Source organism: Thermotoga sp. 38H-to, assembly GCF_011057665.1.
Taxonomy (GTDB): Bacteria; Thermotogota; Thermotogae; order Thermotogales; family Thermotogaceae; genus Thermotoga.
The window spans coordinates 1-18,343 of the sequence record NZ_LNFZ01000002.1; the positions used below are offsets into that span (position 1 = coordinate 1).

The window sequence follows — 18,343 nt, forward strand, 5'->3', positions numbered from 1 at the left end:
ACCGGCATCATCGAAACAAACAACACCGCAAAGATCACTCCGCCAAACACTACATACGTCACTATCGTCCCAAAGGTCGCTTTCCTTCCTTCTGCAAGAAGTTCATCCAGGTACCCCGTCGAGAAGATGTAGAAGTCGTATCCGGGTACTTTCTCCCACACGGTGTATTTCTTCCCGTCGTATTCGTATTCTACGTATTTTTCCCCACCTTTCTTTGCCTCTTCAAACGCTTTCTCAAACCCTCCAAACTCTTTCACGTCTCTCATGAAATTCCCCATGTCTTTGTGAATCAATACCTTCCCGTCATCCGTGACGAGTACTCCGTAGCCATTTTCACCCAATTTGCCACCTTCTGCCACCGTACGCCAAAAATCCTTGTTCTGAGAGAGATCTATCACATAACCCACCGCACCGAGTGTGCCTGCACCGAACGCACCAAGGGGAGCTAAAACAACGAAGGATGGTTTACCTTCAAAAACGTCCGGAACGACCACATACGGTTTTTGTGAACTCTTCACAAGATCCATGTATTTTTGATAGACGGTCGAAGAAGAATCGATCTGCTCTAATCCGTCAGCTTTAGCAATGTAGCCAGAACCCGTCATTTCTTCTATCGTAATTCCAGCAATGAGTGTATTGGAAGCTTCTTTCACCAGCTTGACCATGTTGGAAGCCATGGAATATGTATCGAGAAGCTGTGCTTCCATGGACTGGGTCAGAGCAACTGCCCTTTCTACGTATTTGTTCAACTTTTCAGCAAAATAATTCGAAAGAACCTGAATCTGAACAGTAGCATTTTTCTTGACTGTTTCAACAACCGCACCAGAAACGCTCTGATAGATGAGGTAAAAACTCACAAGAAGTCCTGCCAGAACGACCAATATAACAAGGAAGACTTTCGCACGAAGAGTCATGGCTTCACCCTCCCGGTTTCGGTGTTATCAACTTTTATTTTATCAGACACGTCAACAAAAAAGAAAGGGTACCGGAAACAGTGGGAGTTAAAAACCAACCACTTAAAATCCTTATTAAAACTTTCTTATTCCCCAGACTCATACCCTTCGAGTAGCCAGCTCCCAAGACGGCTCCCACAATGGCCTGAGACGATGAAACAGGGATTCCAATCAAGCTAAAAATCCACACAACCATTGCCTGTGATAAAACAGCCATAAGAGAAGTAAAATGATCTAATTCTATTAGATTTTTCCCCACTGTCAGCATCACGTTCTTACTGTAGGTGAGAATACCAAGAGCTATGCTGGCTCCTCCCAATAAGGCTGCTTGCTCGATCGTCAGGATCTTTCCAGCGAACACACCTGTTACGTTCGCGACGTTGTTCGCTCCCAGAGAAAATGCGCCGTAAGCACCTATGATCCAAGCGGAAGTTTTTATCACTCTGTCTTGAATTTGAATGCTGGGAATTCTCCTGAAGAAGAAAGAAAGAACTGGGTAGATGATGAGACTCAAAAGAAAAGCTCCAACCGGTGTTAAAAACCACACAACGAATATTTTTGTGAGTGCAGAAAAATCGATTCCACCAACGCCCAGTACAGCGACATTGGCTCCTATTATTCCTCCAATCACAGCCTGAGATGTGGACACAGGTATCTCGAGTTTCGTCATGATCGTGACTGTAAGGGCACCTGAAAGAACTGCTATACTGGAGACAAACAGATCAGAAGCACTAAGGGAACTGATATTCTGAAGCCCCTTCGCTCCTCCGAGAACAGAACCCAGAATTACAAAAATGCTCGCCACCATGGTGGCTTTTCTGTAAGGAATGAGTCCCGATCCCACGAAAGGGCCAAAGACGTTTGCCGCATCGTTGGCACCGAGTGACCATCCCAGAAAAAGAGAAGGTAAAAGGAGTACAAACACTATGACCCCTCCTGTAGTGTGTTTTTTATTGTATCACCTTGAACCTTTTTTATGATACATTTGTCTTAATTAGCGAAAGATAAAAAACCAAACAGAACTTCACAATATCTTAAAAATAAGGTACCCATTTTAGAATCTTCTCTTAACCTGTTACATTTAGAATGTACCATGGAGAATGAAAGTTGACCCCCCTATCCCCCTTGAGATACACCCCCACGGCCTTGGCGGGCTCGAAAGAGCCCGCATTTTTTTGTCTAAAAACCCCACTAAACGTGGTCTGATGTGATAGAATTTACACGGCGAACCGGTAAAGGGGGGCTCCGGCGTGGACATAGGCACATTGATCTTTCAAATTTTCTGGATGATCTTCATTTTTTCGCTCGTTACGCCTTTTCTCAAAAACTCTGCTCTCAAATCGGCCAGAGAAGCTCTGATAAGAGAAATTGAAAAAAAGAGAAATAGTCGTGTGATTACACTGATTCACAGGGCAGAATCCATCAGCTTCCTTGGTTTTCCAGTACGCAGGTACATAGATATCGAAGACTCTGAAGAGATACTGAGAGCGATTAAGTTAACACCTCCTGATATGCCGATAGATCTCATACTACACACACCTGGCGGACTCGTATTGGCAGCGGAACAGATTGCCAGAGCTTTGAAAATGCACAGGGGAAAGGTAACGGTTTTTGTTCCACATTATGCCATGTCCGGTGGAACGTTGATAGCCCTCGCCGCCGACGAGATTATCATGGATGAGAACGCTGTTCTGGGGCCGCTAGATCCCCAGATAGGAAATATGCCCGCTCCCTCCATTCTCGCCGCTGTAAGAAAAAAGGATGTGAACCAAGTTGATGACCAGACACTGATACTTGCAGACATAGCGGAAAAAGCGATCAGACAGGTTAAAGAATTTGTGGTGGAAATTCTTTCAGACAAAGTGCCAAAGGAGAAAGCTGAAGAAATCGCCGATAAACTCTGCAGTGGACACTGGACACACGATTATCCGCTGAACTACGAAAAACTCAGAGAGATGGGTATACAGGTGAAAACGGACATGCCTCAGGAAATATACGATCTCATGGATCTTTACAAACAGGCCGAACCCAAGAGACCTTCTGTGAACTACATTCCTGCTCCCTACTACAACAGAAAGGAGACGGGTAATGGGAATAGATGAGCTCTACAAAAAGGAATTTGGAATCGTAGCAGGCGTGGATGAAGCAGGAAGAGGATGTCTCGCAGGTCCCGTTGTGGCGGCCGCTGTCGTTCTGGAAAAGGAAATAGAAGGAATAAACGACTCAAAACAGCTTTCTCCCTCGAAAAGGGAGAAGCTCTTCGATGAAATAATGAAGAAGGCAGCTGTTGGTATAGGAATCGCATCTCCAGAGGAAATAGACCTCTACAACATATTCAACGCCACAAAAATTGCTATGAATCGAGCACTGGAGAACCTACCCGTGAAACCCTCGTTCGTGCTCGTTGACGGAAAGGGAATCGAGCTGAATGTTCCCGGTACATGCTTGGTGAAAGGAGATCAGAAAAGTAAACTGATAGGAGCAGCCTCCATTGTTGCAAAAGTATTCAGGGATAGATTGATGAACGAGTTCCACAGGATGTATCCCCAGTTTTCCTTCCACAAACACAAAGGTTACGCCACAAAAGAACATCTGAACGAAATCGGAGAGAACGGAGTTTTACCCATCCACAGGATGAGTTTTGATCCCGTTTTAGAACTTCTGACCGATGATTTGTTGAGGGAGTTCTTCGAAAAAGGACTCATCTCCGAAAATCGATTCGAACATATAAAGAACCTTCTGGGGGCGAGAAAAAGTGTGGTTTTCCGGAAAGAAAGAACAGGTCATAATCTCTCTCTTTTTTAAACACATCGACAAAGTTGAAGAAACTCTGGAATGCGTCTTCGATCTCATAAAAAAGTATTTTGAAGATACTGACGACATCGAGTCTCTTTATCTCCGGACACAAAGGCTTGAAAGCGAAGCCGATCGATTACGTCGAAAAACAGAGATGGAAATGTACAGTGGAGCGTTCCTGCCGAATTTCAGAGGAGATCTTCTGGGACTGATTGAAGCCGTAGATAAGGTGGCGAACAAAGCCGAGTATGTGGCGGACTTGATTGTTCTTCAAAAACCAGAAGTTCCCCACGAACTGAAAGATCTTATTTTGTCGCAGATGGAATATTCTCTGAAGGCTTACGAATCACTGAAAAGTGCACTCAGGTTTTTGTTCGAGGATCTCGAGAGAGTTGAAGAGTTCGTTCTCGCCGTGGAGAAATACGAACACGACGAAGATACCGTGGAGCGAACGGCCCTCAGAAAGCTCTTTGAGATGGACATCGAAAGGTGTGTAAAACTTGAAGTGAAAGAACTGATAAGAAGTATAGGGGACATAGCCGATAGAACGGAGGATGCGTCTGATAGAGCAGAAATCATCCTTCTGAAAAGGAGGTTCTGAAGTGAAAGAGGCAGGGATTCTCTTCGAAGAACTCGTATCCATAATGGAAAAACTGCGATCTCCTGAAGGATGTGAATGGGACAGAAAGCAAACTCACGAGAGCTTGAAGCCGTATCTTATCGAGGAATGCTACGAACTGATCGAAGCGATAGACGAAAAAAACGACGAGATGATGAAAGAGGAACTCGGTGATGTGCTGCTTCAGGTGGTGTTCCACGCACAGATAGCCCGCGAAAGAGGCGCTTTCACCATTGAGGATGTGATACGAACCCTCAACGAAAAATTGATCAGACGACATCCACACGTTTTCGGAGACAGCCCAGGGTATTCTTACAAACAATGGGAAGATATAAAAGCTCAGGAAAAAGGAAAGAAGAAATCTTCGAGGATCGGTGAAATAAACCCGCTCGTTCCCGCTCTCTCGATGGCAAGAAGAATCCAGGAAAACGCGTCGCAGGTGGGATTTGACTGGAAAGATCCAGAAGGAGTCTACGAGAAGATAGAGGAAGAATTGAAAGAACTGAAAGAGGCAAGTAATCCCAGTGAGTTGGAAGAGGAATTCGGTGACCTGTTGTTTTCGATGGTCAATCTCTCAAGATTTCTGAACGTTGATCCTGAATCGGCTCTGAGAAAGGCCACGAGAAAGTTTGTCGAAAGATTCAAAAGGATGGAGGAGTTAATAGAGAAGGATGGTTTGATTCTTGAAGAACTTCCCATTGAAAAGTTGGACGAATACTGGGAAAGGACGAAAGGAGGAGATGAAGCATGAGAAAGTTGATCTTCGCGATTCTGGCGGTACTGGGAATCAGTCTCTTTGGACAGGCAACAATCACATCCAGCACTGTCGTTGCCATAGTCAATGGAGAGTCTATCACCTCTGATTTACTCGAACTCGAAGCAGATATAGATGGAATTTTGAGAAACATTTCTCAGATCGATTTGAGATTTTTCAACGTTCTTACAGGCACCGAAGAAGGCCTGAAATTGCTGTTGAAATACAAACAAGAAGTTCTCAACTCTTTAATAGACGATCTTCTCATTCAGCAGCTTGCGAAAAAAGAGGGAGTCGGAGTAAGTGACGAAGAAGTAAAGGGAGAAGTTGAAACAAGGCTCAAAGAAACAGTTGAATCCATGGGTATAACCCTGGAAGACCTCGACAAGTTTCTTCAGAGCGCCGGATACGGTGATCTCGAAACTTTCAAAAAGAGATTGCAATGGCATATGAAAACACAGCTTTCACTCCAGAGGCTCCAGGAGAAAATCACTCAGAGCGCAACCGTCACACTCGAAGAAGCACAGAACTACTACAATCAGAACAAAGAGACTTACAGAATACCCGCCGCCGTTCATCTCTACAAAATCACCACCGAGGATAAGAGTAAAATGGATGAAGCACTTTCAAAGATCAGAAAAGGGGAAGACTTTCTCGAGGTTGCGACGCAGGTGGCAACCGGTGGTGATCTCGGCTGGATTGAAGAAGGAAAATTGGAAAAAGACATAGAAAGTGTGATTTTCGACGCTCCAGAAGGGGCCATTCTTGGACCCTTCGAGTCCGGAGGTAAATTCGTGCTCTACAAAGTTGTCGAGAAACGATCTTCTTCCTACAAAAAATTCGAAGAGGTCAAACAGGAAATCATGAGTGAATTGCTCGCAGACAAGAAGAATCAGTTGTGGAACGATTGGTTCAACAAAGTGTTCGAAGAGTTCAAAAAGAATAGCCAAATAGAGATAAAACTTGGAGGGAGTCAGGGATGAAATTGAGGACGAAAACGATGGAGTGGTCGGGAGACTCTCTGAGACTCCTTGATCAGAGAAAACTACCATTCGTTGAAGAATACGTGGAGTGCAAAACACACGAAGAAGTTGCGTACGCCATAAAGGAAATGATCGTCAGAGGGGCTCCTGCCATAGGAGTCACCGCGGCGTTTGGATACGTCCTGGGACTCAAAGAATACAAAACGGGAAGCTTGATGGACTGGATGAGACAGGTAAAAGAGACTTTGGCCAGAACAAGGCCCACGGCTGTAAACCTGTTCTGGGCACTGAACAGGATGGAAAAGGTATTCTCCGAGAACTTTGACAGAGAAAATCTCTTCGAGATCTTGGAAAACGAAGCGCTGAAGATGGCATATGAAGATATAGAGGTCAACAAAGCGATTGGAAGGAACGGTGCCCAGCTCATAAAAGATGGATCAACCATCCTCACCCACTGCAACGCAGGAGCCCTCGCAACTGTAGATTACGGTACTGCCCTTGGGGTGATAAGGGCGGCTGTGGAAGCAGGAAAACGAATCAAAGTGTTTGCGGATGAAACAAGACCTTACCTTCAGGGAGCACGACTTACCGCCTGGGAACTCATGAAAGACGGTATAGAAGTCTATGTCATCACCGACAACATGGCCGGGTGGTTGATGAAGAAGGGGTTGATCGATGCCGTCGTGGTTGGAGCGGACAGAATCGCTCTGAACGGTGACACAGCAAACAAAATAGGAACTTATTCTTTAGCCGTTCTTGCGAAGAGAAACAACATACCGTTCTACGTTGCAGCTCCTGTCTCGACGATAGATCCAACTATAAAAAGTGGAGAAGAAATACCCATAGAGGAAAGAAGGCCAGAAGAGGTCACTCACTGTGGCGGGAACAGAATAACCCCGGAGGGAATAAAAGTTCTGAACCCCGCTTTCGACGTCACAGAAAATTCTCTCATAACGGCGATAATAACGGAAAAAGGTGTGATCAAACCTCCTTTCGAAGAGAACATAAAGAAGATCCTTGGGGTGTGATTTTGGAGACCATATTCAGTTTTCTCGAAGAGAGATTTCTTGCGTGGATGTGTATTTTCACAAGGTTCACAGGGTTCTTTTTGATCGCTCCCTTCTTTTCCGAGAGAGTGTTTCCTGTGGAAGTGAGGGTATTTCTGGGATTGTTTACGAGCTGGTTGATGCTCTTTACAGTCGATGCATCCATACCCCTGAATACTCCTGTTTTGAGTTTCACTTTGAATCTGTTTTTCAACTTTCTCGTTGGGTTTGGAATCGGTTTTATCGTCTATCTGTTTCTTCAGGCGTTCAACGGGGCGGGATACATCTTTGGCTTTCAAATTGGATTCGGAATGGAAGAGGTACTGGCCTTCGGTGAAGAAGAAACAAACCCCACGGGAGAACTGGTTTACTTCATCGCTCTCACTGTTTTTGTGCTGATAAAGGGACCTGTTCTCATGTTTGAGGGATTGAGGGACTCAATCGATGTCTTCCCCGTGAACCTCACAGGTATTGCGGACGGGTTCTTCTCTTACATCGTGGAAAGATCGAGCGACTTCTTCGTGTTGATCCTGAAAATAGGAGCACCAGTCATCGCCTTCATGCTCATCATAAGTATTGTTCTTGGTATCGTCTCGAGGCTCATTCCACAGATGAACGTCTTCATGGTCGGATTGCCCCTGAAAGCGATCGTTGGGGTTATATTGATTCTGGGGATGTTGCCGATATGGGCGGACATGGCTCAAAAGATTTCGGCGCTCAGCTGGAACGCTATTCAAGAATTTCTTGGGAAATAGAACTCCTGCTCTTTGCCGAAGCAGAGAGAACAGAACGCGCCACTCCCAGAAAGAGAAGGAGAGTAAGAGAAGAAGGTAGAGCTCCCGTATCCAGGGAGCTTAATATGGCTGTCACCTTCCTCGTGTTCGCCTTAGCGCTGAAGATTCTTGGATATCAAGGTGTACAGAGGATCACAGAAGACGTTCAGGTCTTCCTATCGTTCGAAGAGACGGAAAATTTACTCGTGAATACTGTGAACGCTTTTAAAGACGTGTTTTTGATCATAGGAGCCTTTGTGGTGTTCTCCATGGTCGCAGGCGTTATGATAGGCGCCCTTCAGACAAGATTTTTATTCGCTCCGAAAGCGTTGAAACCTGACCTCAACAGAATCAACCCGATAGAAGGTTTTAAGAGATTGTTCTCACTCAGATCACTCGTGGAACTTTTGAAGTCTGTCCTCAAGGTCGCCATTGTGGGGATTGTGGTCTATCAGGTCTTGAAAAACAGATGGAGCGAAATGATTCTCCTGACAGAAATGAGCGTGAACGATGCCTTTGTGAAATTCTGGGGCATCGCCTCTGAGATCACGTTGAAAAGCGGAATGGTCCTTCTCGCTCTCGCTGTTTTCGATTACTTCTACCAGAGATGGGAATTCGAAAAGAGTATTCGTATGACGAAGCAGGAAGTGAAGGACGAACTGAAAGAAGTGGAAGGAAATCCCGAGATAAAGCGAAGACAAAGACAAATGATGTATGATATCCTACGAAGAAGAATGCTGGAAGAGGTTCCAAAGGCAGATGTTGTGATCACCAACCCCACTCACTTCGCTGTTGCTCTGAAATACGATCCGGACACAATGAACGCACCAGTTGTGATAGCGAAAGGTGTGGATCATCTGGCACTGAAAATAATAGAAATCGCAAAAGAGAACGATGTACCCGTTTTGAGAAATCCGTCTCTTGCGAGGTCTCTATACTACAAAACGGAGATAGGTGAAGAAATTCCGGTAGAATTTTACAGGATAGTTGCGGAGGTACTCGTTTACGTTTACACGAAAAAGGGCGTGAGAATTTGAAGAATGTAGATATAATCGTTTCTCTGATGATAGTTGCTATCGTCCTTTTAATGGTGCTGCCCGTACCGGACAGGATGCTGGATTTTTTCCAGATCCTGAACATAACCCTTTCCATGATCATACTGTTTTCTACCATGTACATAAGAAACGCCCTTGAACTCTCTTCATTTCCAACTCTGCTTCTTGTGGTGACCCTGTTCAGGCTCGGTCTCAACGTAGCTTCAACAAGGCTCATTCTCCTCGAGGGTCCAAAATTCCAGGGACGGGTTATAAGAACCTTCGGAGATTTCGTTGTAAAAGGAGATTATGTCGTTGGTCTCATCGTCTTTTTCATCCTCGTCATCATCCAGTTCATCGTCATCACCAGGGGTGCGGAGAGAATAGCAGAGGTGGCCGCAAGATTCACCCTCGACGCTATGCCCGGAAAACAGATGAGTGTGGATGCTGACCTGAACAGCGGATTGATAACCGAGGAAGAAGCGAGGAAAAGGAGAGAAGACATCAGGAGAGAAGCGGATTTCTATGGAGCCATGGACGGTGCAAGCAAATTCGTGAGAGGAGATGCCATAGCGAGTATTATCATCGTTTTTATAAACATAATCGGCGGACTTCTGATAGGTATGCTCAGACACGGGATGAGTCTTGTAGAGGCCGCTCAGGAATACGTGATCCTCACCGTGGGAGATGGCCTTGCGGCACAGATCCCGGCCCTTCTCGTTTCAACCGCCACCGGTATAATTGTCTCCAGGGCCGCATCCAAGGAAAATCTCGGAAAAGATCTCGTCACAGAACTTTCGAGAGAAACGAAAGTACTCCTCCTCACCGGTGGAGTGTTGATTTTCTTGGGCATTTTCACTCCCATACCGTTCTTCAGCGCCATACTTGGTGGAGCGTTGATACTTCTTGCGGTGTACACCTCCCGAGCCGTTCCTCAGGAGGAACTGGCGGGTCCTACTCCTACGGAAAGACCCAGTGGGCCAGTTCTCTCTACACCTGAAGAGGTTTCCGAGATCATACAGAGCGATACCGTTGAGGTGGAGATCGGCTACGGATTGATACCGCTCGCCGATCCATCACAGGGAGGAGACCTCCTCGATAGAATCACCTCCATCAGAAAACAGCTCGCATTCGAGCTGGGACTTGTCGTCTCTCCCATCAGAGTAAGGGACAGTGTGCTTTTGAAACCAAACGAATATTCCATAAAGATCCGCGGAAGCGAAGTTGCAAGGTACGAACTCGTACCAAACAGGCTCCTCGCCATAAATCCAGGAACTGCTAAGGAAAAGATTCCTGGTATTCCAACCAGAGAACCAGCGTTCAATTTGGAAGCATACTGGATAGAAGAGTGGAGAAAGGAAGAAGCCCAGCAAAAAGGTTACACGGTCGTGGATCCACCAACCGTGTTCGCCACACACCTTTCTGAAGTCCTGAGAAGACACGCCGATGAACTCCTCGGCTTCAAAGAGCTCGAACTTCTTATAGAAGGACTGAAGGAGAAGTTCCCGAAGCTGGTGGAAGACCTCATACCGGATGTTTTGAAGCCCGCTGAAATCAAAAAGATACTTCAAAGACTTCTAAAAGAGGGAGTATCCATTCGAAACCTTCCAACGATCTTTGAAACTCTACTTGAGAGTGCTGAGAAAAGTAAGGATATAGACTACCTCGTGGAAAGCGTAAGGAAAGCGCTGAGACGTCAAATAGCTTCGATGATCCGTTCCGAAGATGGGAAGATACACGCGATCGTTCTGGAGAGAGACCTCGAGCAGAAGCTCCTGGAATCGCTGAAAGAATTAGGAGAAGAAAGGGAGCTTCTTCTCAACCCTGAAGTTTCCAGAGAGTTGATGAACAAAATTTCAAACGAACTGGGAAATCTCATGAAAAAAGGTTATCAACCTGTTATCGTGTGTTCGGCAAGGATCAGACCTTACTTTTCCAGATACATAATGCGAACGATCCCGGGTGTTTATGTGATTTCCTACGATGAAATACCAGATGACTACATCCTTCAAATTGAAGGTGTGGTGAAATTATGAAAATAAAAAAATACGTTGCTGAGAGCATCAGAGAAGCGATGATAATGATAAGGAGGGAACTGGGAGAAAACGCCGTTATTTTGAGTTCTCGAAGAATAAAAAAAGGGGGGTTCTTTGGAATAGGTGGAAGAACGTACTTTGAAGTGACAGCTGCGGTTGAGGAAGAAAGAGAAAAAGAGGAAAACACGAGCTACAGACTACAGGAAATACTCGTAAAGAATCGACAGATTTCGAACGATAATATCAAAGGGGAGTTCGATGAGATAAAACGGACGATAAACGAGATAAAGCAGATGCTTGTAACTGAAAAGAGGCAAACTCTACCAGAAGGGCTTTCAAAAATTCTTTACGGTATGGAGAAACAGGAAATTCTCCCGGAAATCAGATACAAACTGATAGATTTTCTGAGAATGAAGTTTGGAGATCTGGATCCGAATTCGAATGAGACTTTCAAGATTTTGTCGGAGCAATTCGCAAACCTTGTGAAGACAAATGCACCAGATTTCAAAAACGCAAAAGTACTCTTTGTGGGAACAACAGGTGTAGGGAAAACTACTTCACTCGCCAAACTTGCGGCTCGTTTCAAGATAGACGAAAAGAAAAGAGTCGCTATACTGACACTCGACACGTACCGGATAGCGGCAGCGGAACAGTTGAAAATATACGCAGATATCATGGACATTCCCATGAAGATCGCTTATACTCCAAAAGAAGCCGAGTACGAAATGATGGCTCTGAAGGATTACGACATCGTTCTTGTGGACACAGCCGGGAGAAGTCATCAAAACGATCTTCAAATGAGCGAACTCAGAGCACTTTCAGAAGCTGTAAAGCCAGATATCACTTTTCTGGTAATTTCTATGAACTACAAGCTCGATGACGTGAAAAGAATCGCTGAAAGGTTCTCCGCCGTGAAACCAACTCACATCATTCTCACCAAAATGGATGAAACATCGATGTACGGAACGTTCATAAACATATCAGAAATCACGGGACTTCCCATCGCATTCGTGACAAATGGGCAGAGAGTCCCCGATGATATATTCGAAGCGAATTCCGTGGAACTTGCCAGGATTGTCGCCGGTGAGGTGTTGAATCATGCCAGATCAGGCGGAACATCTGAGAAAGACTGAACCGAATATAATAAGTGTTCTCAGCGGTAAGGGTGGTGTAGGAAAATCCGTGATAGCTGTCAACCTTTCCCTTGCTCTTAAAGAGAAAGGGTTGAAGGTTCTTCTGTTCGATGCCGACGTGGGGTTTGGAAGTGTCGAGATTCTCCTCGGTTTCATGGCACCCAAGACCCTGAAAGACTTCTTCAAGTCAAACGTGAGGATAGAAGACATCGTTTTTGAAACAAAGTACGGCGTGGACGTGCTCAGTTCAGGAATAGACATAGAGGATCTCATTCTCTTCAATTTGAGCGATCGTCGGCGCTTCTTCGACGAGTTTGCCAGACTTCTCAAGAAATACGATTATCTCGTTATAGATTTTCCACCGGGGTACAACGAAAACCTGGATGAGTTCTATATCCAATCAGACTTCCTCATTCTCGTTACCACTCCGGAACCAACCTCGATCATAAACACCTACACTCTGATAAAGCTTCTCTCGGTGAAAGGGATCACACCTGAGGAGATATTTCTGGTGATGAACATGGCAAGAAACATGAAAGAAGGAAGACTAGCAGCCGACAGGCTGAAAAGGGTAGTCGAAAAATTCGTTGGTTTTACGATAAAGAACTACTTTGTGATAAAAGAGGATCAGGTTGTACAGAAGAGTGTGTCCTCACAGGAGCCATTCGTGCAATCCCACAGTCATTCACAACCATCCCTTGCCATCTACGGTCTGAGAGAAAAGATCTTGAAGGAACCTGTTCAAAAGAAAGGTTTTTTGAGCAAGATAAGACAGATGCTGGGAATAGGGTGAGAAAGAATGGAGTACTACACGGAGCTTGTCAACGCAAAAGAAGTGATAAAACCAGGCCAAAATGTGATCGTGGAGGTCTCTGCACCGGAGGATCTGGAAGGTCAGTACAAAAGCAGTGTACATGATGTGGATTTTGAAAAGGGAATTCTCATCCTTTCAATGCCGAGCTTCCAAGGAAGATTGGTCCCACTTCCTCGTGGAACCAGGTGTACTGTGATGATACTGGACAGTTCTGCGATATATGTTTTCAGAACAGGCGTGCTCGAGAGTGGTAGGGATGAAGATGGTTTTCCGGTGACAAAAGTACCTTTCCCTGGAAGATTGAGGAAGATTCAAAGGAGAAGATTCAAGAGAATAAAGATATTTCTCGAAGGAACGTACAGGGTCGCTTCGAGGGATGAACCACCGAAAAGATTTGTGACGAAAGATTTCAGTGCCGGTGGCATGCTCATGGTGGCGAGAGATATTCTGACACCGGAACAGATCATATACGTTACGCTCGATCTGGACGAAGACCTAAAACTCCAGGATCACCCGGCGAGAGTTGTGAGGGAAGCAGGTGTTCTCGAAACGGGAGAGAGAATGTACGGTGTGGAGTTTTTGAACGTTCCTCCTGCTCTGGAAAAGAAACTGGTGAGTTTTGTTTTCAAGAAAGAGATAGAAATGAGAAACAAGGAAAGGAGTGAAAGCGAATGAAGATCTCGGAAAGACAGAAAGACCTTTTGAAAGAGATAGGAAACATAGGGGCCGGAAACGCCGCCACCGCGATTTCTTACATGATAAATAAGAAGGTCGAAATCTCCGTTCCAAACGTGGAAATCGTACCGATCAGTAAAGTCATATTCGTAGCAAAGGAGCCTGAAGAGATAGTCGTCGGTGTGAAAATGCCTGTAACAGGAGAAATAGAAGGAAGTATTCTTCTCATAATGGGAACAACAGTTGTGAGGAAAATACTCGAAATTCTGACGGCTCAGTCTCCTGACAATCTGTTGAACCTCGATGAATTTTCCGCTTCGGCGCTTCAGGAGATAGGGAACATAATGTGCGGTACTTACGTTTCTGCCCTTGCGGATTTTCTTGGTTTCAAGATCGACACACTTCCTCCACAGCTTGTCATCGACATGATATCTGCCATATTCGCAGAAGCTTCCATAGAAGAGCTGGAAGATAACTCGGAAGATCAGATAGTGTTCGTAGAAACGCTCTTGAAAATAGAAGAGGAAGAGCCTCTGACGTCCTACATGATGATGATACCAAAGCCGGGATATCTGGCAAAGATCTTCGAAAGGATGGGGATTCAAGAATGAAAAAAGTCATCGGAATAGGGGAATACGCGGTTATGAAAAATCCCGGAGTGATCGTGACTCTTGGGTTGGGATCCTGCGTTGCTGTGTGTATGAGAGATCCTGTGGCGAAAGTCGGAGCCATGGCACACGTCATGCTCCCAGACAGTGGAGGAAAAACGGACAAACCCGGCAAATACGCAGACACGGCTGTAAAAACACTGGTGGAAGAGCTAAAGAAAATGGGAGCGAAAGTGGAAAGACTGGAAGCAAAAATAGCGGGTGGGGCCAGTATGTTCGAATCCAAGGGAATGAACATAGGAGCGAGGAACGTGGAAGCAGTGAAAAAGCACTTGGAAGAATTTGGTATCAAACTGGCGGCGGAAGACACGGGGGGTAACAGAGCAAGGAGCGTTGAATACAATATTGAAACTGGAAAGCTTCTCGTGAGAAAAGTGGGTGGTGGTGAACAATTAGAAATAAAAGAAATTTAGTATGGGACAAGGAAAGTATGATAAGAAGCTTGCTTCCCTTTATAAAGAGAATAGCGGAAGATCTGGTACAGACCTTACCCCCGAACGTGGAGGTAGACGATCTGATTCAGGAAGGAATCGTCGCGGCCCTGTCTTCTCTGGAAAGGTACGATCCATCGAAAGCGAGTTTCACGACGTTTATAATGAAGAGAGTGAAAGGTGCAATGTACGATTATCTGAGAAAAATAGACTGGATGCCAAGGAACCTGAGAAAAAACGTGAAGATGATCGAAAAAGCGATATACGAAAGCGAGGAGTTCCCGTCCGATGAAGAGATAGCCAAAAGAACCGGTCTTGAATTGAAAGAAGTCGTTCGCACAAGAAACGAAATGATGAGGAAGCAGCTTCTCATGATAGATGCGATGGAAGACGAAATCGTTCTGAAAACAGAAGGACCAGACGAAAACGCGTACCGCGAGCTCCTGGTGGAAGAGATGAGGAAGGCAATTGAAAAACTCTCGGACAAAGAAAAACTGGTTCTGTCTCTCAGATTCGAAAAGGATCTATCTTTAAAAGAAATAGCGAAAGTACTCGATGTTTCTGAATCCCGTGTTTCTCAAATTATAAGTAAGTCGCTTCTGAAAATAAAGAAAGAAGTGATGGGCGATGATCAGGCCGGTTGATTTCCAGGGATTTGTCGTGAAGGGTGTGGAGTCCGTTCAAAACATCTCTCAAACGCTGAACCAGCAGACACTGGTTCAGCAGGCCCTTTCTCAACATCTATTACATCAGATTCAGAGAGAACAAAGTTCAGTTAAAGAGAGTAACACCGCTGAAAGAGCAGAAGTGAGAACTTCCACAGAAAGAAGACAACGAGGTTTTTTGAAGACTGGAACTCACCCTTTGCTGAAAAAGAAAAAAACGTCAATAAAAGAAGAGAACAAGGGATTGTTCATGGACGTGAGAACATGACAATAGCATATCTCGATTCAAGAAAGATGGAAGGAAAGTTCATAGGTGGGCTTCTTCTAGTCGACGAAAGAGGAATCCCTGTGGAGTTCAAGTACACAGATCCGGTGGTTCCAAACGAACTCCAGAAGATCCTCTACGGCAGCTCAATCGACGCCTATTTGAAGGGAGAACTGATTGCAAAAACACTGCTGAAGAAAATGGAGAAAAGACCGGATTTCGTTTTTGTACGAGATCCGGAGCTTCTGGAAGTGGACGACAGGCTTCTTCTGATCGTGGAAAGAACTGAAAAAGTGGAAACCCCAACGCGTGGATCTGAGGAGGAGATTCTTCTGCCGTTCAAAGGATCCTCGGTGAAAATTGTGGGAAAAATATCCGATGAGGACATGAAAAAACTCGCTGATCTTCTGGAGACCTTCGATGTTATGGAACCATTTCAAAGACTGGAAAAGGCGCTGGAGTATCTATGTTCGGAAAAATAGCTGCCCTGATAAAGAAATGGATAGAGGGTTTTCTTCTCGAATTGAAAGGTCCTTCTGTTGAAAAAATAGATCCTTCTTTTCAACTTCCAGCTGTAAGGGAACAGCCTTTCCAGAGTAAGGTGAACGTTTTCTCTCTAAAAGAAGAAACAACGGTTCACGATGGTACAACAGGCGAACAACAGCTCTCTATAAAAGAATGTTCCCTTGAGAATGAAATACGATGCAAGACAGGAACTCCAGAAATTCTAATCTCCAAGACCCACCTTTTTAACCCCGATCTTTCGGATTTATCACTCTACAGTGAAAGCGTTCATTTCACAGTCAAGGTGAAAACGATTCTCTCTGCGAAAGTGGATGTTTTCGCAAACATCAGCATTCCAATTTTGTGGAGAATGAGAATAAAGAGGGAGGTGTTCGTCGACAGAAAAAAAATAGAAGGAGCACTGAAGGTGCTCCTGGATAATTTGAAAGATAGAAAGATCGACAGGATCAAGTTTGTCGGCTACTATAAGAATGTTCCCGCTGGTAAAATCAGCTTGTTCTCTTCTGATCTTCTCGTTGAGATCGACAAAGGTCCTTCTAAGAATCTCGTCGTTTTTGAATTAGAAATCAACGGAAAAAGAAAACACGTTTTCATTTCTGTTCAATGAGTTTTGATAGTTCTTCGACGTTTTCAATCACTATTTTGAAAAACTTAAAGGCTTCCGTGTCCACTTCGGAATTCCGGTCCATGAAGTAGTACATCACCTTCTTCTTGAATTGCTCCCTCTCCTCGACAGACATCCTGAGAATTTGAGTAACTATTACCCTGATTCTCGAATCTTCCTCCATTGCTTTAAGTATTTCTCGTATTTCCGGTTTCATCACTCATTTTTGTTATTTTCCAGAAAAACTTTGAAAGAAATTCCAGTCCTCACATCATCCCCTATTTTGATTTCAATGAAACCCGGTACAACGAAGAGGTCTTTTCCAGATTCTTCCAGAAATCTCCTTGCAACTGCCAAAGCCTTTACCGCTTGGTTCACTGCACCGGCACCGATAGCCTGGATCTCCACCTTTTCGCTCTTGGTAAGAGAACCCGCTATCGCACCGGCTACCTTGTTGGGGTTCGAGTTCGAACTGACCTTCAGGATTTCCATTCTACCATTCCTCCTTACTCACGGGTTTCTAACTTGCATTTTATCATAAAAGAATTGGAGATTTCAAACTTGTTCCAAAGTAACTTCTCTCAGGTATTTAGCGGCATCTTCCGGAGGCACCGTGTTTATATAGAACCCTGTCCCCCACTCGAAGCCCGCTACTTTTGTCAATCTCGGGAATATCTCTATGTGCCAGTGGTAATAATCCTTGCCTTCGAGACTCGTGGGAGCAGTGTGGATCAAAAGATTGTAAGGTGGATTGTCTAAGGCAGCGTATATCCTGTAGAGAACGTTCTTTAGAATCTTTGCAAGAGATCCCACTTCATCCTCGGATATCAGATGAAAGCTGTTCATGTGCCTTTTTGGAAGAATCCACGTTTCGAATGGAAATCTGGCAGCGAAGGGTTCCAGAGCGATGAAGTGATCGTTTTCTTCAACTATTCTTTCCCTCTCTTTCTTCTCCTCATCTATGATATCGCAGAAAGGACATCTTTCTTTGTATTCGTAGTATTCTTTCGAACCGTCGAGTTCTTCCTGAACCCTCTTTGGCATGATGGGAACAGCAATTATCTGACTGTGAGGATGACTGAGAGAGGCTCCGGCATCCTTTCCGTGATTTTTGAAAATCAGTATGTATTTTACTCTCTCATCCTTCATGATCTGTTCGTATCTGATCTTGTAAGCCCAAATGACTTCTTCTACGTTCCTGTAATCCATAACGGCGAGGTGGGAGTTGTGATCTGGGGTTTCAATGACCACATCGTGGTAACCAAACCCTATCGCCGCATCGTACATACCTCTTCCGTATTTCCTCAAAGGTACATTGGGATCAACCGCTGGGAATTTGTTTGGAACAACGCGCACCCACCAACCCGGTGTGTTGGGTTCTGTGTCTGCAGGCCTGAAGGCGAATATCTCCGGTGGAGTGGTGTGTTCGTTTCCATAATCGAAGGGACAGAAACCATCACGCACTTCTTCTACTTTCGTTCTTGCAAAGTCATGGGGTCTTTTCGCTCTCTCCGTGGCTATGATAACCCACCTTTTTATAATGGGATCTTTTCTGAATTCAGGCATATT

The 18,343-nt window shown here is 44.9% G+C and carries 23 protein-coding genes; 18 read left to right on the forward strand and 5 right to left on the reverse strand.

Features of this window, described 5'->3' with window-relative positions; translation table 11 throughout:
• Positions 1–914: cache domain-containing protein (locus tag AS158_RS03985; RefSeq protein ID WP_206516523.1), on the reverse strand; the 914-nt coding region annotated here is incomplete at its 3' end.
• A gap of 34 nt (positions 915–948) precedes the next feature.
• On the reverse strand, positions 949–1,878 hold the full coding sequence (locus tag AS158_RS03990; protein ID WP_165304534.1) for an inorganic phosphate transporter: 930 nt from the start codon (positions 1,876–1,878) through the stop codon (positions 949–951).
• Positions 1,879–2,239: 361 nt separating this feature from the next.
• Between AS158_RS03990 and AS158_RS03995 the strand changes: the two genes are divergently transcribed.
• Genes AS158_RS03995 through AS158_RS04080 form a run of 18 tightly spaced genes read left to right on the forward strand, consistent with a single transcriptional unit; the run spans position 2,240 to position 16,777 of the window.
• Positions 2,240–3,055 (forward strand): ATP-dependent Clp protease proteolytic subunit, encoded by an 816-nt coding sequence (locus AS158_RS03995; RefSeq protein WP_346774452.1) that lies wholly within the window; start codon positions 2,240–2,242, stop codon positions 3,053–3,055.
• The gene (locus AS158_RS04000; protein ID WP_038053800.1) at positions 3,042–3,758 is read left to right on the forward strand and encodes a ribonuclease HII; all 717 of its coding nucleotides are present in this window, start codon (positions 3,042–3,044) and stop codon (positions 3,756–3,758) included. Before AS158_RS03995 ends, AS158_RS04000 begins: the two co-directional genes overlap by 14 nt.
• Complete coding sequence (locus AS158_RS04005) at positions 3,709–4,350, forward strand: TIGR00153 family protein (protein ID WP_038053803.1); 642 nt, start codon at positions 3,709–3,711, stop codon at positions 4,348–4,350. The genes AS158_RS04000 and AS158_RS04005 overlap by 50 nt, the downstream gene beginning before the upstream one ends.
• A 1-nt stretch (position 4,351) precedes the next feature.
• Positions 4,352–5,119: a nucleoside triphosphate pyrophosphohydrolase gene (gene mazG / locus AS158_RS04010; protein ID WP_038053813.1), complete on the forward strand. Its 768-nt coding sequence runs from the start codon at positions 4,352–4,354 to the stop codon at positions 5,117–5,119.
• Complete coding sequence (locus AS158_RS04015) at positions 5,116–6,105, forward strand: peptidyl-prolyl cis-trans isomerase (protein ID WP_038053815.1); 990 nt, start codon at positions 5,116–5,118, stop codon at positions 6,103–6,105. The genes mazG and AS158_RS04015 overlap by 4 nt, the downstream gene beginning before the upstream one ends.
• Positions 6,102–7,133 (forward strand): S-methyl-5-thioribose-1-phosphate isomerase, encoded by a 1,032-nt coding sequence (gene mtnA, locus AS158_RS04020; RefSeq protein ID WP_038053817.1) that lies wholly within the window; start codon positions 6,102–6,104, stop codon positions 7,131–7,133. Before AS158_RS04015 ends, mtnA begins: the two co-directional genes overlap by 4 nt.
• A complete protein-coding gene (gene fliR / locus AS158_RS04025; RefSeq protein ID WP_156105093.1) occupies positions 7,130–7,906 on the forward strand; it encodes a flagellar biosynthetic protein FliR in 777 nt (258 codons plus the stop codon). Before mtnA ends, fliR begins: the two co-directional genes overlap by 4 nt.
• Positions 7,837–8,961 (forward strand): flagellar biosynthesis protein FlhB, encoded by a 1,125-nt coding sequence (gene flhB, locus AS158_RS04030; protein WP_038053821.1) that lies wholly within the window; start codon positions 7,837–7,839, stop codon positions 8,959–8,961. The genes fliR and flhB overlap by 70 nt, the downstream gene beginning before the upstream one ends.
• Positions 8,958–10,994: a flagellar biosynthesis protein FlhA gene (gene flhA / locus AS158_RS04035; RefSeq protein ID WP_038053823.1), complete on the forward strand. Its 2,037-nt coding sequence runs from the start codon at positions 8,958–8,960 to the stop codon at positions 10,992–10,994. Before flhB ends, flhA begins: the two co-directional genes overlap by 4 nt.
• A complete protein-coding gene (flhF, locus tag AS158_RS04040) occupies positions 10,991–12,127 on the forward strand; it encodes a flagellar biosynthesis protein FlhF (protein WP_038053826.1) in 1,137 nt (378 codons plus the stop codon). Before flhA ends, flhF begins: the two co-directional genes overlap by 4 nt.
• The gene (locus AS158_RS04045; protein WP_038053829.1) at positions 12,093–12,920 is read left to right on the forward strand and encodes a MinD/ParA family protein; all 828 of its coding nucleotides are present in this window, start codon (positions 12,093–12,095) and stop codon (positions 12,918–12,920) included. Before flhF ends, AS158_RS04045 begins: the two co-directional genes overlap by 35 nt.
• A gap of 6 nt (positions 12,921–12,926) precedes the next feature.
• Positions 12,927–13,616, forward strand: a complete 690-nt coding sequence (locus tag AS158_RS04050; RefSeq protein WP_038053832.1) for a flagellar brake protein — start codon at positions 12,927–12,929, stop codon at positions 13,614–13,616.
• A complete protein-coding gene (gene cheC / locus AS158_RS04055) occupies positions 13,613–14,227 on the forward strand; it encodes a CheY-P phosphatase CheC (protein WP_038053834.1) in 615 nt (204 codons plus the stop codon). The genes AS158_RS04050 and cheC overlap by 4 nt, the downstream gene beginning before the upstream one ends.
• Positions 14,224–14,697 (forward strand): chemoreceptor glutamine deamidase/glutamate methylesterase CheD, encoded by a 474-nt coding sequence (gene cheD, locus AS158_RS04060; protein ID WP_038053837.1) that lies wholly within the window; start codon positions 14,224–14,226, stop codon positions 14,695–14,697. Before cheC ends, cheD begins: the two co-directional genes overlap by 4 nt.
• Positions 14,698–14,714: 17 nt before the next feature.
• Positions 14,715–15,359 (forward strand): FliA/WhiG family RNA polymerase sigma factor, encoded by a 645-nt coding sequence (locus AS158_RS04065; RefSeq protein ID WP_038053841.1) that lies wholly within the window; start codon positions 14,715–14,717, stop codon positions 15,357–15,359.
• Positions 15,343–15,648, forward strand: coding sequence for a hypothetical protein (locus AS158_RS04070; protein ID WP_038053844.1), 306 nt, complete (start codon positions 15,343–15,345; stop codon positions 15,646–15,648). Before AS158_RS04065 ends, AS158_RS04070 begins: the two co-directional genes overlap by 17 nt.
• Entirely contained in the window at positions 15,645–16,127 is a 483-nt protein-coding gene (locus AS158_RS04075) for a hypothetical protein (RefSeq protein ID WP_038053847.1), read from the forward strand. Before AS158_RS04070 ends, AS158_RS04075 begins: the two co-directional genes overlap by 4 nt.
• Positions 16,112–16,777, forward strand: coding sequence for a hypothetical protein (locus tag AS158_RS04080; protein ID WP_038053849.1), 666 nt, complete (start codon positions 16,112–16,114; stop codon positions 16,775–16,777). Before AS158_RS04075 ends, AS158_RS04080 begins: the two co-directional genes overlap by 16 nt.
• Here the strand turns inward: AS158_RS04080 and AS158_RS04085 are convergent.
• From AS158_RS04085 to galT, 3 genes are all read right to left on the reverse strand, one after another.
• Complete coding sequence (locus AS158_RS04085; RefSeq protein ID WP_038054219.1) at positions 16,761–16,991, reverse strand: hypothetical protein; 231 nt, start codon at positions 16,989–16,991, stop codon at positions 16,761–16,763. The genes AS158_RS04080 and AS158_RS04085 overlap by 17 nt on opposite strands.
• Positions 16,991–17,266: a stage V sporulation protein S gene (locus AS158_RS04090; protein WP_004080683.1), complete on the reverse strand. Its 276-nt coding sequence runs from the start codon at positions 17,264–17,266 to the stop codon at positions 16,991–16,993. Before AS158_RS04090 ends, AS158_RS04085 begins: the two co-directional genes overlap by 1 nt.
• Positions 17,267–17,329: 63 nt before the next feature.
• Positions 17,330–18,340: a galactose-1-phosphate uridylyltransferase gene (gene galT / locus AS158_RS04095; protein ID WP_038053852.1), complete on the reverse strand. Its 1,011-nt coding sequence runs from the start codon at positions 18,338–18,340 to the stop codon at positions 17,330–17,332.
• Positions 18,341–18,343 lie beyond the last annotated feature (3 nt).

What these genes read in the sequence shown, in the direction of transcription:
- AS158_RS03995 (WP_346774452.1), top strand. Translation starts at nt 2,240, where the DNA reads ATGATCTTCATTTTTTCGCTCGTTACGCCTTTTCTCAAAAACTCTGCT.
- AS158_RS04000 (WP_038053800.1), top strand. Translation starts at nt 3,042, where the DNA reads ATGGGAATAGATGAGCTCTACAAAAAGGAATTTGGAATCGTAGCAGGC.
- AS158_RS04015 (WP_038053815.1), top strand. Translation starts at nt 5,116, where the DNA reads ATGAGAAAGTTGATCTTCGCGATTCTGGCGGTACTGGGAATCAGTCTC.
- mtnA (WP_038053817.1), top strand. Translation starts at nt 6,102, where the DNA reads ATGAAATTGAGGACGAAAACGATGGAGTGGTCGGGAGACTCTCTGAGA.
- flhB (WP_038053821.1), top strand. Translation starts at nt 7,837, where the DNA reads ATGGGCGGACATGGCTCAAAAGATTTCGGCGCTCAGCTGGAACGCTAT.
- flhF (WP_038053826.1), top strand. Translation starts at nt 10,991, where the DNA reads ATGAAAATAAAAAAATACGTTGCTGAGAGCATCAGAGAAGCGATGATA.
- AS158_RS04045 (WP_038053829.1), top strand. Translation starts at nt 12,093, where the DNA reads ATGCCAGATCAGGCGGAACATCTGAGAAAGACTGAACCGAATATAATA.
- AS158_RS04050 (WP_038053832.1), top strand. Translation starts at nt 12,927, where the DNA reads ATGGAGTACTACACGGAGCTTGTCAACGCAAAAGAAGTGATAAAACCA.
- cheC (WP_038053834.1), top strand. Translation starts at nt 13,613, where the DNA reads ATGAAGATCTCGGAAAGACAGAAAGACCTTTTGAAAGAGATAGGAAAC.
- cheD (WP_038053837.1), top strand. Translation starts at nt 14,224, where the DNA reads ATGAAAAAAGTCATCGGAATAGGGGAATACGCGGTTATGAAAAATCCC.
- AS158_RS04065 (WP_038053841.1), top strand. Translation starts at nt 14,715, where the DNA reads ATGATAAGAAGCTTGCTTCCCTTTATAAAGAGAATAGCGGAAGATCTG.
- AS158_RS04070 (WP_038053844.1), top strand. Translation starts at nt 15,343, where the DNA reads ATGATCAGGCCGGTTGATTTCCAGGGATTTGTCGTGAAGGGTGTGGAG.
- AS158_RS04075 (WP_038053847.1), top strand. Translation starts at nt 15,645, where the DNA reads ATGACAATAGCATATCTCGATTCAAGAAAGATGGAAGGAAAGTTCATA.
- AS158_RS04080 (WP_038053849.1), top strand. Translation starts at nt 16,112, where the DNA reads ATGTTCGGAAAAATAGCTGCCCTGATAAAGAAATGGATAGAGGGTTTT.
- AS158_RS04085 (WP_038054219.1), bottom strand. Translation starts at nt 16,991, where the DNA reads ATGAAACCGGAAATACGAGAAATACTTAAAGCAATGGAGGAAGATTCG.
- AS158_RS04090 (WP_004080683.1), bottom strand. Translation starts at nt 17,266, where the DNA reads ATGGAAATCCTGAAGGTCAGTTCGAACTCGAACCCCAACAAGGTAGCC.
- galT (WP_038053852.1), bottom strand. Translation starts at nt 18,340, where the DNA reads ATGCCTGAATTCAGAAAAGATCCCATTATAAAAAGGTGGGTTATCATA.